Annotated in this window: 11 protein-coding genes and 1 tRNA gene; 4 read left to right on the top strand and 8 right to left on the bottom strand. The window is 72.5% G+C overall.

Going from position 1 to position 11,930, the window contains the following annotated elements; all coding sequences use genetic code 11:
* Window positions 1-92 precede the first annotated feature (92 nt).
* The 4 genes from CD790_RS11090 to CD790_RS11075 all read right to left on the bottom strand — a co-directional run bounded on the left by CD790_RS11090 (window position 93) and on the right by CD790_RS11075 (window position 1,661).
* Window positions 93-179: transfer RNA gene (locus CD790_RS11090), tRNA-Ser, on the bottom strand.
* Window positions 180-240: 61 nt separating this feature from the next.
* A complete protein-coding gene (gene tadA, locus CD790_RS11085) occupies window positions 241-741 on the bottom strand; it encodes a tRNA adenosine(34) deaminase TadA (RefSeq protein ID WP_144383015.1) in 501 nt (166 codons plus the stop codon).
* 69 nt (window positions 742-810) lie between these two features.
* On the bottom strand, window positions 811-1,338 hold the full coding sequence (locus CD790_RS11080) for a hypothetical protein (RefSeq protein WP_144383358.1): 528 nt from the start codon (window positions 1,336-1,338) through the stop codon (window positions 811-813).
* A gap of 140 nt (window positions 1,339-1,478) precedes the next feature.
* Window positions 1,479-1,661, bottom strand: a complete 183-nt coding sequence (locus tag CD790_RS11075) for a hypothetical protein (protein ID WP_144383014.1) — start codon at window positions 1,659-1,661, stop codon at window positions 1,479-1,481.
* Between the two features lie 159 nt (window positions 1,662-1,820).
* Between CD790_RS11075 and upp the strand changes: the two genes are divergently transcribed.
* Entirely contained in the window at window positions 1,821-2,456 is a 636-nt protein-coding gene (gene upp, locus CD790_RS11070; protein ID WP_144383013.1) for a uracil phosphoribosyltransferase, read from the top strand.
* 312 nt (window positions 2,457-2,768) lie between these two features.
* On the opposite strand, the gene CD790_RS11065 is transcribed toward upp, so the two are convergent.
* Together CD790_RS11065 and CD790_RS11060 are read right to left on the bottom strand one after the other, a co-directional pair.
* The gene (locus CD790_RS11065; protein WP_144383012.1) at window positions 2,769-3,470 is read right to left on the bottom strand and encodes a LytR C-terminal domain-containing protein; all 702 of its coding nucleotides are present in this window, start codon (window positions 3,468-3,470) and stop codon (window positions 2,769-2,771) included.
* Between the two features lie 251 nt (window positions 3,471-3,721).
* Complete coding sequence (locus tag CD790_RS11060; RefSeq protein ID WP_003986294.1) at window positions 3,722-4,018, bottom strand: type II toxin-antitoxin system VapB family antitoxin; 297 nt, start codon at window positions 4,016-4,018, stop codon at window positions 3,722-3,724.
* 88 nt (window positions 4,019-4,106) lie between these two features.
* Here CD790_RS11060 and CD790_RS11055 point away from each other — a divergent pair, with 88 nt between their 5' ends.
* The gene (locus CD790_RS11055) at window positions 4,107-4,661 is read left to right on the top strand and encodes a DUF853 domain-containing protein (RefSeq protein WP_260867494.1); all 555 of its coding nucleotides are present in this window, start codon (window positions 4,107-4,109) and stop codon (window positions 4,659-4,661) included.
* 108 nt (window positions 4,662-4,769) lie between these two features.
* Here CD790_RS11055 and CD790_RS11050 read toward each other — a convergent pair whose 3' ends face one another.
* Both CD790_RS11050 and CD790_RS11045 read right to left on the bottom strand, forming a co-directional pair.
* Window positions 4,770-6,338 (bottom strand): M28 family metallopeptidase, encoded by a 1,569-nt coding sequence (locus CD790_RS11050; protein ID WP_144383010.1) that lies wholly within the window; start codon window positions 6,336-6,338, stop codon window positions 4,770-4,772.
* Window positions 6,339-6,511: 173 nt separating this feature from the next.
* Complete coding sequence (locus tag CD790_RS11045; protein ID WP_144383009.1) at window positions 6,512-7,096, bottom strand: HhH-GPD-type base excision DNA repair protein; 585 nt, start codon at window positions 7,094-7,096, stop codon at window positions 6,512-6,514.
* Between the two features lie 286 nt (window positions 7,097-7,382).
* Between CD790_RS11045 and CD790_RS11040 the strand changes: the two genes are divergently transcribed.
* A complete protein-coding gene (locus CD790_RS11040; protein ID WP_144383008.1) occupies window positions 7,383-9,413 on the top strand; it encodes an APC family permease in 2,031 nt (676 codons plus the stop codon).
* A gap of 134 nt (window positions 9,414-9,547) precedes the next feature.
* Complete coding sequence (locus tag CD790_RS11035; protein ID WP_399217320.1) at window positions 9,548-11,815, top strand: terpene synthase family protein; 2,268 nt, start codon at window positions 9,548-9,550, stop codon at window positions 11,813-11,815.
* Window positions 11,816-11,930: the final 115 nt, after the last annotated feature.

Raw genomic sequence — 11,930 nt, 5'->3', positions numbered from 1 at the left:
AGCCGGGCCTCCTGATACCAGAACTGAGACCAGAGCTGAGACGACAACGACGGAGGGCCCTACCCGCACGGGTGGGGCCCTCCGTCTGAGAGCGGTAGCGGTGGGATTTGAACCCACGGAGGAGTTGCCCCCTCACACGCTTTCGAGGCGTGCTCCTTAGGCCGCTCGGACACGCTACCGAGAGAGAGCTTAGCGGACGGTGGGCCGTGCTCCGAAATCGGTTGTCGGAAGAGGGTGGTCTCAGGGCTGGGGGCGGTCGCGGAAGAAGCGGGTGAGGAGGGCGGCGCAGTCCTCGGCGAGGACGTCGTGGATGACCTCGGGGCGGTGGTTGAGCCGGCGGTCGCGGACGACGTCCCAGAGCGAGCCGACCGCGCCCGCCTTGGGGTCGACGGCGCCGTAGACGACCCGGTCGACGCGGGACAGCACGATGGCGCCCGCGCACATGGTGCACGGCTCCAGGGTCACCACCAGCGTGCAGCCGGTCAGCCGCCACTCGCCGATGCGCCGCGACGCCTCCCGCAGGGCGAGGACTTCGGCGTGGGCGGTGGGGTCGCCCGTCGCCTCGCGTTCGTTGTGGCCGCGGCCGAGCACCGCGCCGTCGGGGCCCAGCACGACGGCGCCGACCGGCACATCGCCCGTCTCCGGGGCTCGTACGGCCTCGTCGAGGGCGAGCCGCATGGCGGCGCGCCAGGGGTCGCGTACGGGGTCGGGAGCGACGGCGGGCGGGGGATCGGCGGTCATGGCACCAGTGTGGGTGACGGGCGGTGGCCGGCTACGCGGGCGGGTGGGATCGGGCGGGGGAATCGGGGCTCAGCGCACCGCCTCCAGGACGTCGGTGCAGCCCAGCGCGTCCGCGAGGGTGCTGAGGGCGTCCCCGTCGAGCGCGAGCAGCTCTCTGTGCGTCACGCCGAGGTCGCTGAGGATGCCGGGGTCGCCGACCGGCCCGCGCGGGACCAGCGGCTCCGATCCGGGCGCCGCGTCCTCGTCCTCCGCGGGCTCGGGCTCGCCGTCCTCGGTGCCGTCGAGGTTCAGGCTGTCCAGGTCTTCGGTGTCGCTGTCGTCCCTCCCGATGAGCTCGTCGACGAGCATGGCGCCGTACGAGCTGCGGCCGGCCGCGATCCCGTCCGAGACGAAGACGCGCGGGTCGTCCTCGCCGTCCACGCGGACGACGCCGAACCACGCGTCTTCCTGCTCGATGAGGGCCAGCACCGTGTCGTCGTCGACCGCGGCCTCGCGGGCCAGGTCGGCCAGGTCGGCCAGGGTCTCCACATTGTCGAGCTCTGTGTCGCTCGCTTGCCACCCGTCTTCGGTGCGCGCGAGCAGTGCGGCGAAGTACACCGTGACTCTCCCACTGGTCATAGGCGTGCCGGAGCGGGCGAGGGACCACGCCCCGCCCATTCGGAATCGTGGCAGAAACAACGGCGTCGCGAGAGGTCTTCCGCGCTGCGTCGTGCCGCGGTCCTGGGAGATGTGGCTCACTACCACCGAAACGTCCGCATGCGCATGGCCTGCCGGGCCCGCGCGGCCCGGGCCCGGCGCGGCTGAACCCGGTCCCGCAGCTCCCTGGCCTCGTTCAAGTCGCGGAGGAACTGGGCGCGTCGTCGTCGCCGGTCCGCGTCGTTCTCCGCCGTCATGCCGCCGAAGTCGTCTCGATCAGCCATGGGCACCACCACCTCGGGCCGAGGTCTCCGCCCGGTGGGACAGTCCGGGCGTACGTGCCCACTTTCCCCCGAAGTGGTGGTTTGATGCCACCGCGCGGCAAAGTTTCGGCAGGTGCCGGGCGGACGCCGGTGCCCGAAAGCTCGGTTAATGTCGATGTCATGCGGATCCACGTCGTCGACCACCCGCTGGTGGCGCACAAACTCACCACGCTGCGCGACAAGCGCACCGACTCCCCCACCTTCCGGCGGCTCGCCGACGAGCTGGTCACCCTGCTCGCCTACGAGGCGACGCGGGATGTGCGCACCGAGCAGGTCGACATCGACACTCCGGTGACGGCGACCACCGGCGTCCGGCTGGCCCGGCCCCGTCCGCTGGTGGTGCCGATCCTGCGGGCCGGCCTCGGCATGCTCGACGGCATGGTCCGGCTGCTGCCCACCGCCGAGGTCGGCTTCCTCGGCATGATCCGTGACGAGGAGACGCTGCAGGCGTCCACCTACGCCACCCGGATGCCGGACGACCTCTCGGGTCGCCAGGTCTATGTGCTCGACCCGATGCTCGCCACCGGCGGCACCCTGGTCGCGGCCATCAACGAGCTGATCTCCCGGGGCGCCGACGACGTCACCGCCCTGTGCCTGCTGGCCGCCCCGGAGGGCGTCGAGGTCATGGAGCGCGAGCTGGAGGGCGCCCCGGTCACCGTGGTGACCGCCGCCGTCGACGAGCGGCTCAACGAGAGCGGCTACATCGTGCCCGGCCTCGGCGACGCCGGCGACCGGATGTACGGCGCGGCCGGCTGACCCGCCGCCCCGGGCTCGGCCCGAGCCCGCGGTCTTCGCTTGAAACCGTCATATCGCCGCCGTGGTGGGTCCCCGCCGCGGCGGCGACGCCGTTCCCGGACGGACGCCGGGGCCGGCACGACGACCCTGACGGACGACGTCCGTACGGCGTACGACCAGCGTGCGGGCGTCGTGCGGGCGCGTACGGCCAGCCTGCGGGCATCGTGCGGGCGGCGTGCGACGCCGCGCCGGGGCCCGTCGGTCCCCGACCCGCGGCGGCGCGCCCCGTGAGGCGTGGGGCGGGCGCCCAGGGCCCTGTTTCGAGGCTTCCGGTCAGCCCCGGGCGGTGGGCTCGCACTTCGCGGCGGCCCCGTCCGCCGCGGACGGGGCGGGCTTGGTCAGCGCGGCCAGCGCCCGGTCCGCCTCCCGCTTCGCGGTCAGGTCGGTGAAGGCGTCCCCGATGATCAGGTCGACGTCCTTGCCGCCGCGGGCGTCGTTCTTGGTGCGGACGTCGGGCACCTGGGTGCCCAGCACGTCGAAGGCGCCGTTGGTGGCCGCCGGGGCGCCCAGCAGCAGGCCGGGGGCCTTGATCTTCTTGTCGTACTCGGCCGGGGCGTTGCCCACCTTGCCGATCTTGAAGCCGCGCTTCTCGAGTGCCTCGGCGGTCTCCTTGGCGAGCCCGGTGCGCTTGGTCGCGTTGTAGACGTTGACCGTGATCTGGGACGGCTTGGGCACGGCCGTGGCGGACGGGTTCGGCCCCGTGGCGGGCTGGCTCCGTGTCTCGGTGTCCCGACCGCCGTCCGCGCAGTCTCCCCGCGCCCCGGTGCCGTGGGCGGCCGTGCGCGGGCCCTCGTCGTCGCCCGAGAAGACGTCGATGAGCTGCACCGTTCCCCAGCCCAGGAGGCCGAGCGCCGCGGCCGAGCCGACGGCGGCGAGCACCAGCCGGCGCCGACCCGTGGGGCGGCGCATCCGCGGATAACGGTTGCCCGTGATCCGGTAGTTTCCGCCCATGCCGGGAGGGGTGAGCATGCTCATGGTCGCAGCGTAATGCGGCCCGCGACTCATGCCTACTAGATGATCAATGGTTGCCGGTCCGCCCGGCGCAAAGCCAACCCAAAAGGGTCAATACCGGCCCGCGCGTGGAAGGGTGAGCGCACATCAACCGCACGACGGCGTGCGGACGGCACGCGGCGGCGCGAGGCGCGGCGCGCGCCCCGCGGCGGCCGGGGCGCAGACGAGGGGAACGCCGGAGCGGTGCCCCGCGCCATGGCGCGGGGCGAGTGGTGTCAGCCCAGTTCGAGCACGCGCGCGTGCAGCACCTGGCGCTGCTGGAGCGCGGCGCGCACCGCGCGGTGCAACCCGTCCTCCAGGTAGAGGTCGCCCTGCCACTTCACGACGTGGGCGAACAGGTCGCCGTAGAACGTCGAGTCCTCCGCGAGCAGCGTCTCCAGGTCGAGTTGCTGCTTCGTGGTGACCAACTGGTCAAGGCGTACCGGGCGTGGGGCGACATCCGCCCACTGGCGGGTGCTTTCCCGGCCGTGGTCGGGGTACGGCCGCCCGTTTCCGATGCGCTTGAAGATCACACGGAAAGCCTACCGGTCAAGTGGGTTCCGGCGCAGCCAAGGCGGCGGAGTGCGAAGGTGACAAACAACCGCATATATGGAGCGAGCCATGAATGAGAGCCCTCCGTCCGCCACCGAGCGCTCCCCCCGGGCGCCACGGGGGGACGTCCCGAGGCGGATCGCCGAGGGGTATCCGTCCTCCGGACCGGCGCTCGATCTCGGCGCGCCGCTGTGGGACAAGCGGGGCGCGCCGACGCCGGTCGCGGCGGTGCGGCTGCGGGCGCCCCGGTCCCGTATGGGGCCGATCGAGCCGGCGGAGCTGGAGCGCGCGGTCACCGGCTCCGCGCTCCTCGAACGTTATGCACAGGCTGTGGATCGTGACTCCGCCTACGAGAAGCTGGCCGCGGCCGGGGCCGCGAAGGAGGCGGCGACGACGGGAGCCGCGTCGGCGGGGCGCGGGGCTTCCGCGGGGCCCGGGGCGGGCGCGGGCGGTGGGGAGCGGAGGGCCCGGCGGGAGCGGGAGCCTCGGCTGGAGCCCGAGACCCTCGTCGACCAGGTCGTCGGCGGCGGGATCCTCACCACTCTCGCCCGTTCGGTCGACACCCGGCGGGGCGGGGAGATCTCGCGTTCCCTCTTCGGCACGGCCCGCCGCCGCGGGCGCTGAGCGCTCGGCCCGGCGCCCGCGGCGGTGAGGGGTGGTGCGCGGTGTGTGGTGTGCCGTGTGTGTTGTGCGTGTTGTGCGTGTTGTGCCGGGGGCGGTGCTACGCCCTCGCTACTCCGTCACCCGGTCGTGGTCGTCGTGCAGCCCGCCGCCGCTGCCCGCGTCACCGGTGGTGGGCACGGTGGCCACCGGTTCGGACAGCGAGCTCAGGTCGTGGGCGTAGGTGCCGACGGCGTTCGCGATCACGTCGACGTTGGTGTCCAGGGCGTCGAGGTCCAGGTTGTCGAGGTCGTCGCACGCCGCGTGGTAGCAGGCGTCGTACGCCACACCCGCCTCGCCGCCGTACTTCGCGGCCTGCCCCGCCGTCTTGACGCCCTCGGCGCCGGTGAAGGTGCCGCCGGAGGGGATGCCCACCTTGATGAACGGGCCGTAGTCGGAGCGGCCGGTGAAGTCGGTGCCCTCGTGCGGGAGGCCCCGGCGGTCCAGGAAGTCGTTGATCTGCTTCTCCAACTGGGCCGAGCCCGCGGGGCCGGCCGGGGCGCCGACGCCGTCGGAGTTGTCGCCGTCATAGACGAACTGGGCGGCGTTCGGCGAGGCGATCATGTCGAAGTTGAGGTAGAGCGCGATCTGCTCGCGCTGCGCCTCGGTGAGCTTCGCGACGTACGCGTGGGAGCCGAGCAGCCCCAGCTCCTCCGCGGACCACCACGCGAAGCGGATCTTGTTGGTGGGCTTCTTGTGGGTCTCGGCGAGCTCCAGCGCCACCTCCAGCAGACCGGCCGAGCCGGAGCCGTTGTCGTTGATGCCGGGGCCGGCGGCGACGGAGTCCAGGTGCGAGCCGAGCATCACCGTCCGGTCGGGGTCGCCGCCGCGCGTCTCGGCGATCACGTTGTCGGTCCGGCGCTTCTCCTGGAGCTCGCGCACCTCGAGGGTGACGGTCACCTCGCCGCGCCCGGCCTCCGCGACCAGCGCCTCGCCGTCGGCCTGGGAGATGCCGCCGGTGGGTATCCGGGCGTCGGCCGGGTCGCCGATGGTGCCGTTCAGCGCGCCCGGCACGTGGTTGTAGACGATCGCCCCCACCGCGCCGGCCTCGGCCGCCGCCTTCTGCTTGTCCGCGAAGGCGCAGCCGCCGCGCTTGATCAGCGCGATCTTCCCGGTGAAGCCTCCCGAGGCGTAGTCCGCGGCCTCACAACCGGGGGTGTCGTCGACCCGGGCCGCGGCCACGGCCGCCGTGATCCCGCCGACCGGGGTGCTCTTGGTGTACGTCAGCTCCTTGATCGGCACGTCCCGCGGCGTGGGGGAGACCACCGAGAGCTTCTCGGCGAGGGCCTCGGTGTACGTGAACTCGAACGGCTGGTACGAGACGCGGTAGCCGGCCTTCCGAAGCACCTTGGAGACGTACGCGGCGGAGGCGTTGTGGCCGGGTGAGCCGGCGGCGCGGTGGCCGCCCGACTCGTCGGCTATCTCCTGGAGTCTTTCCAGGTGGTCCAGGGCGCCCTCGGCCGAGGACGCGCGGACCAACTGGCGCGCCAGCTTCCGGGCCTTCTTGGCGGGGTCCTCCCCGTGGCCGGCGCCCTGGGCCGGGGCGGCCGAGGCCGAGGAGATCAGCAGCGGTGCGGCCAGCGCGACGGCGGCCAGCGCGGCGACCGCGCGGCGCGCGGATGACAGAGAACGTACGTCCATGGGAAGCGGTCCTTCCAGGCATACGAGGCCGTGCCGGGGCGCCCTGCGCGCCCCGGGGTCGCCTGAGCCTGCCCCGCGCGGAGCTCTCCGATACATGACGACACCGCACCGATAGCCGAAGACCTCCGTGGCCTCGGCCGAAGACGCCCCGCGGCCGCGCGGCCGCGTGCGCCTCATGCCTGTTTCGCCTTCGCCGCCCGCTTCATCTCCTGCTTGTACGCCCGCACTTTGTCCAGGGAGGTGGGTCCGGTGATGTCGGCGACGGAGCGGTAGGAGCCCACGTCCCCGTAGGGCCCGGCGGCCTCGCGCCAGCCGCGGGGGCGCACGCCGAACTGCTTGCCCAGCAGGGCGACGAAGATCTGCGACTTCTGCTTGCCGTAGCCGGGGAGTCGGGTGAGGCGGGAGAGGAGTTCGGCGCCGCTGTTGACGTCGCGCCAGACGGCGCCGGCATCGCCCGCGTAGTGCTCGACCAGGTACTGGCACAGCTGCTGCACCCGCTTGGCCATGGCGGCCGGGTAGCGGTGCACGGCGGGCTTCTCGGCCAGCAGTTCGGCGAACCGGTCGGGGTCGTAGACGGCGATCTCGTGGGCGTCCAGGTCGTCGCGCCCCATGCGCCGCGCGATGGTGTACGGGCCGGCGAACGCCCACTCCATGGGCACCTGCTGGTCGAGCAGCATGCCGGTCATGATGGCCAGCGGGCTGCGTCCCAACAGGGCGTCGGCCTCGGGCTGCTGCGCGAGCCGCACGGTGGCGTCCATGGGCACCTCGGTCGTTGCCGTCCTCGCCTGGTCGTCTTCGCCCATTGTCGGACGAGCCCCCGGGCCTCGCCACGCGGAGCGGCCGCCGTGCCGCCCCTGCCCGCCGACGTCCGACGGCCGCCCCTCCGACATCCCGCGGCCGACCCTCCGACGGCCGTCGGTCCTGTCGTCGGCGGCACCTCAGCCGATCGGAGGCGCGACGACGAGCCGGGCCCTGGGCACGGGGCGTACCGCCGAATGCGCCGTGCGTCGGGTATGCGAAGCATGTCCGACTTACGCTCGCGCTGTGTTCAACCTGACGGGTCTGCTCAAGCGGCTGGTGATCGGCCGGGCGCGGCGCAGCGAGGAACTGCACGAGACGCTGCTGCCCAAGCGGCTCGCGCTGCCGATCTTCGCCTCCGACCCGCTGTCCTCGGTCGCGTACGCCACGCAGGAGATCCTGCTGGTGCTCACCCTGGGCGGGCTGGCGTATCTGCACTTCACGCCCTGGATCGCGCTGGCCGTGGTGTGTCTGATGACCGTGGTGGTGCTGTCGTACCGGCAGGTGGTGCGCGCGTATCCGAGTGGCGGGGGCTCGTACGAGGTCGCCTCGACCAACCTCGGCGCCTCGGCCGGGCTGGTGGTCGCCTCGGCGCTGCTGGTCGACTATGTGATGACGGTGGCGGTCTCGGTCGCCTCCGGGGTGGCCAACATCATCTCGGCGGTGCCGGCGCTGGTCGATCACCGGGTGCCGATGGCGCTGACCTTCGTGGCCCTGCTGACGGCGGTGAACCTGCGCGGGGTGCGCGAGGCGGGCTCGGCGTTCGCCGCCCCGACCTACCTCTTCATCACCGGTGTACTGATCATGGTCGGCACGGGGCTGTTCCGCTATCTGATGGGCGACGCGCCGGTGGCGGAGAGCGCCCGGTACGGGATCGAGCCGGAGCCGGCCGACGCCGGTCTGACCGGGCTGGCGCTGCTGATGCTGGTGCTGCGCGCCTTCTCCAGCGGCTGTACGGCGCTGACCGGCGTGGAGGCGATCTCCAACGGGGTGCCGGCCTTCCGCAAGCCCAAGTCGAAGAACGCGGCGACGACGATGGCGGCGATGGGCCTGATCGCCATCACCATGTTCAGCGGCGTCACCACGCTGGCGGTGGTGGCCAAGGTGCACATCGTGGAGCACCCCTGCCAGCTGATCGGGCTGCCCGACTGCGAGGACCACACCCAGCGCACCGTCATCGCCCAGCTGGCCTCCGCGGTCTTCGGCGGGCCGGAGACCCTCGGCTTCTACTACATCCAGGCGGCCACCGCCCTGGTGCTGATCCTGGCGGCGAACACCGCCTACAACGGCTTCCCGCTGCTGGCCTCGATCCTCGCCCAGCACCGCTATCTGCCACGGCAGCTGCACAACCGGGGCGACCGGCTGGCCTTCTCCAACGGCATCCTGGCGCTGGCGGTGGTCGCGGCGCTGCTGCTGTGGGCCTACCGGGCGGACGTCACCAGCCTGATCCACCTCTACATCCTGGGCGTCTTCACCTCCTTCACGCTCTCCCAGTCCGGCATGGTCCGGCACTGGAACCGCGAGCTGCGCGCCGAGTTCGACCACACCGTCCGGCGCCGGTACCACCTGGCCCGCACCGTCAACGCCACCGGCGCCGTGGTCACCGGGCTGGTGCTGGTGATCGTGCTGGCCACCAAGTTCACCCAGGGCGCCTGGCTGGCGGTGCTGGCCGCCGCCCTGCTGTGGCTGATGATGCGCGCCATCCGGCGCCACTACGACGCGGTCGCCGCGGAGCTGGCCGTCGCCGACCCGCGCAGCGAGCTGTCGCGGCCCTCCCGGGTGACCGCCATCGTGCTGGTCTCCACGCTCCACAAGCCGACCCTGCGGGCGCTGTCGTACGCCCGCGCGTTCAAGCCGGACCGGCTGGAGGCGTTGACGGTCGCGGTGGACCACGAGGAGGCGGCCGGGCTGCGACGGCAGTGGCAGCAGCTGGACATCGAGGTGCCGCTGAGGATCCTGGACTCGCCGTACCGGGAGATCACCCGCCCGGTGGTGGAGTATGTGCGCTCCGTCCGCCGCACCAGCCCGCGGGACGTGGTCGGCGTCTTCATCCCGGAGTACGTGGTGGGCCGCTGGTGGGAGCATCTGCTGCACAACCAGTCCGCGCTGTGGCTGAAGAGCCGGCTGCTGTTCACGCCGGGGGTGATGGTCACCAGCGTGCCCTGGCAGTTGACCTCCTCCGCGCGGGCCGACCGGCCCGCCGCCCGCGCCCCCGGCTCCGTGCGGCGCGGCGAGCCGACCGGCGAACGCCCGGCGCACCACCGGGCCAGGTCGTGACCCCGCGGTGCCGTTTGTATGACTGTTCTGGATTCCGGATAACCGGCGAGGGGCCGGGGTAGTGCTGAGCGCGCCGTCCGGGCGGCGACGGAACGGCTCTCTCAGTAGACGGCTTTCAGCAAAGGTGGGCGCTCGTGGCACAGCCGTTTGAACTCCCGGACTTCTACATGCCGTATCCGGCACGGCTGAACCCGCATCTGGAGGAGGTCAGGGCCCACTCCACGGCCTGGGCCCGGGAGATGGGGATGCTGGAGGGCTCCGGGGTCTGGGAGCAGAGCGATCTGGACGCCCACGACTACCCGCTGTTGTGCGCCTACACTCACCCCGACTGCTCCGGCCCGGACCTCGCGCTGGTCACCGACTGGTACGTGTGGGTCTTCTTCTTCGACGACCACTTCCTGGAGACCTTCAAGCGCACCCAGGACCGCGAGGCGGGCAAGGCGTATCTGGACCGGTTGCCCGCCTTCATGCCGATGGACCTGTCCGCCGGCATGCCGGAGCCGGTCAATCCGGTCGAGGCGGGCCTGGCCGACCTGTGGACCCGTACGGTTCCGGCCATGTCGCTGGAGTGGCGGGCCCGGTTCGCCGAGAGCACCGAGCACCTGCTCAACGAGTCGCTCTGGGAGCTGTCCAACATCGACGCCGGGCGGATCCCCAACCCCGTCGAGTACATCGAGATGCGGCGCAAGGTCGGCGGGGCGCCGTGGTCGGCCGGGCTGGTGGAGTACGCGGCCCGTGCCGAGGTGCCCGCGCGGGTGGCCGACTCCCGACCGCTGCGGGTGCTCCGGGACACCTTCTCCGACGGGGTCCACCTGCGCAACGACCTCTTCTCGTACCAGCGGGAGACCGAGGAGGAGGGCGAACTCGCCAACGGCGTCCTGGTGTTGGAGACCTTCCTCGGCTGCACCACCCAGCAGGCCGCGGACGCCGTCAACGACCTGCTGAGCTCGCGGCTGCGGCAGTTCGAGGACACCGCCCTCGGCGAACTCCCGCCGCTGTTCGCCCGGGAGGGCCTGGATCCGCGGTCCTGCGCGGATGTGCTGCGGTACGTCAAGGGGCTCCAGGACTGGCAGGCGGGCGGCCACGAGTGGCACCTGCGGTCCAGTCGCTATATGAACGAGAAGGCCGGGGCCGGGGCTCCCGGGGCCGCCTGGTCGCCCTTCCGGGTCGAGGGGCCGGGGACCTCGGCGCTGGACATCCGGGGGGCGGTCGGGAAGTCGCTCGCCGCCAGGGCGCGCGGCCACGGCCATGTGCCCTTCCAGAAGGTGGGGCCGTCCCGGCTGCCCGACTTCGAGATGCCGTTCCCGACCACCCTCAGCCCGCATCTGCCCGCGGCCCGTCGGAACACCGTCGCCTGGGCGCGGCAGACCGGGATCCTGGGGCCGCAGACCGGGCCCGGGGCGCCGGGGGCCGCGGTCTGGGACGCGGAGAAGCTCGCGGACTACGACTTCCCGCTGTGCGCGGCCGGGCTGCACCCGGAGGCGACGCCCGAGGGGCTCGACCTGGAGTCGCAGTGGCTGACCTGGGGGACCTTCGGGGACGACTACTACCCCGCCGTCTTCGGCCGCGTCGGGGATCTGGCCGGTGCCGCCGCCTGCAACGAGCGGCTGCTGGCCCTGATGTCCGTGGAGTCCCCCGAGGCGCCGCCGCTCGCGCCGGTCAACGGGATGGAGCGCTCCCTCGCCGACCTGTGGGCCCGTACCGCCACCCCGATGGGGGTCGACCAGCGCCGGGAGTTCCGCGGCGCCGTCGAGCGGATGCTCGGCAGCTGGCTGTGGGAGCTCGACAACCAGGTGCTGCACCGCGTCCCGGACCCGGTGGACTACATCGAGATGCGCCGGCTCACCTTCGGCTCCGACCTCACCATGGCCCTGGCCCGCTTCGCGCACGGTAGGCGGCTCCCGTCGGAGGTCTACCGCAGCGGGCCGATGCGCTCCCTGGAGAACGCCGCGGCCGACTACGCCTGCATGATCAACGACGTCTTCTCGTACCAGAAGGAGATCGAGTACGAGGGCGAGGTGCACAACGTCGTCCTGGTGGTGCAGAACTTCTTCAGCTGCGACTACCCGACCGCGCTGGCCATCGTGGACGACCTGATGAAGTCCCGGATGCGCCAGTTCCAGCACGTCGCCGCGCATGAACTGCCGGTCGTCTGCGATGACTTCGGGCTCGACCAGGCCGCCCGCGAGCAACTGGCCGGGTATGTGCGGGAGCTGGAGAACTGGCTGGCCGGGATCCTCACCTGGCACCGGGGCTGCCGCCGCTACCGCGAGGAGGACCTGCGCCGTCACCACGCGCGGGTTCGGGCGGGGGCGCCGCCGGCCGGGCCCACCGGGCTCGGCACCTCGGCCGCCCGGCTGCTCGCCGGTCGGGCCGGTCGGGCGGCGGTGGGCGCGGGGTAGCGGCCCGGCGGGGCGGCCGCCCGGAGGGGGAGGCGGCGGGACGCGATCGGTCTGGCCCGTTGTGGTCTGTTCTCGCGGCCCGCCGGTTCCTACGGTTTCACTACTTCATTCACCG

Origin of the sequence: Streptomyces sp. SAJ15 (assembly GCF_007595705.1) — a bacterium.
GTDB lineage: Bacteria > Actinomycetota > Actinomycetes > Streptomycetales > Streptomycetaceae > Streptomyces.
Note: the sequence above shows the minus strand (reverse complement) of the source record. Positions and strands in the feature narration are given on the sequence as shown.

Excerpts from the sequence above, each read along its gene's own strand:
- tadA (WP_144383015.1), bottom strand. The coding sequence starts at position 741 with ATGACCGCCGATCCCCCGCCCGCCGTCGCTCCCGACCCCGTACGCGAC.
- CD790_RS11075 (WP_144383014.1), bottom strand. The coding sequence starts at position 1,661 with ATGGCTGATCGAGACGACTTCGGCGGCATGACGGCGGAGAACGACGCG.
- upp (WP_144383013.1), top strand. The coding sequence starts at position 1,821 with ATGCGGATCCACGTCGTCGACCACCCGCTGGTGGCGCACAAACTCACC.
- CD790_RS11065 (WP_144383012.1), bottom strand. The coding sequence starts at position 3,470 with ATGAGCATGCTCACCCCTCCCGGCATGGGCGGAAACTACCGGATCACG.
- CD790_RS11055 (WP_260867494.1), top strand. The coding sequence starts at position 4,107 with ATGAATGAGAGCCCTCCGTCCGCCACCGAGCGCTCCCCCCGGGCGCCA.
- CD790_RS11050 (WP_144383010.1), bottom strand. The coding sequence starts at position 6,338 with ATGGACGTACGTTCTCTGTCATCCGCGCGCCGCGCGGTCGCCGCGCTG.
- CD790_RS11045 (WP_144383009.1), bottom strand. The coding sequence starts at position 7,096 with ATGGACGCCACCGTGCGGCTCGCGCAGCAGCCCGAGGCCGACGCCCTG.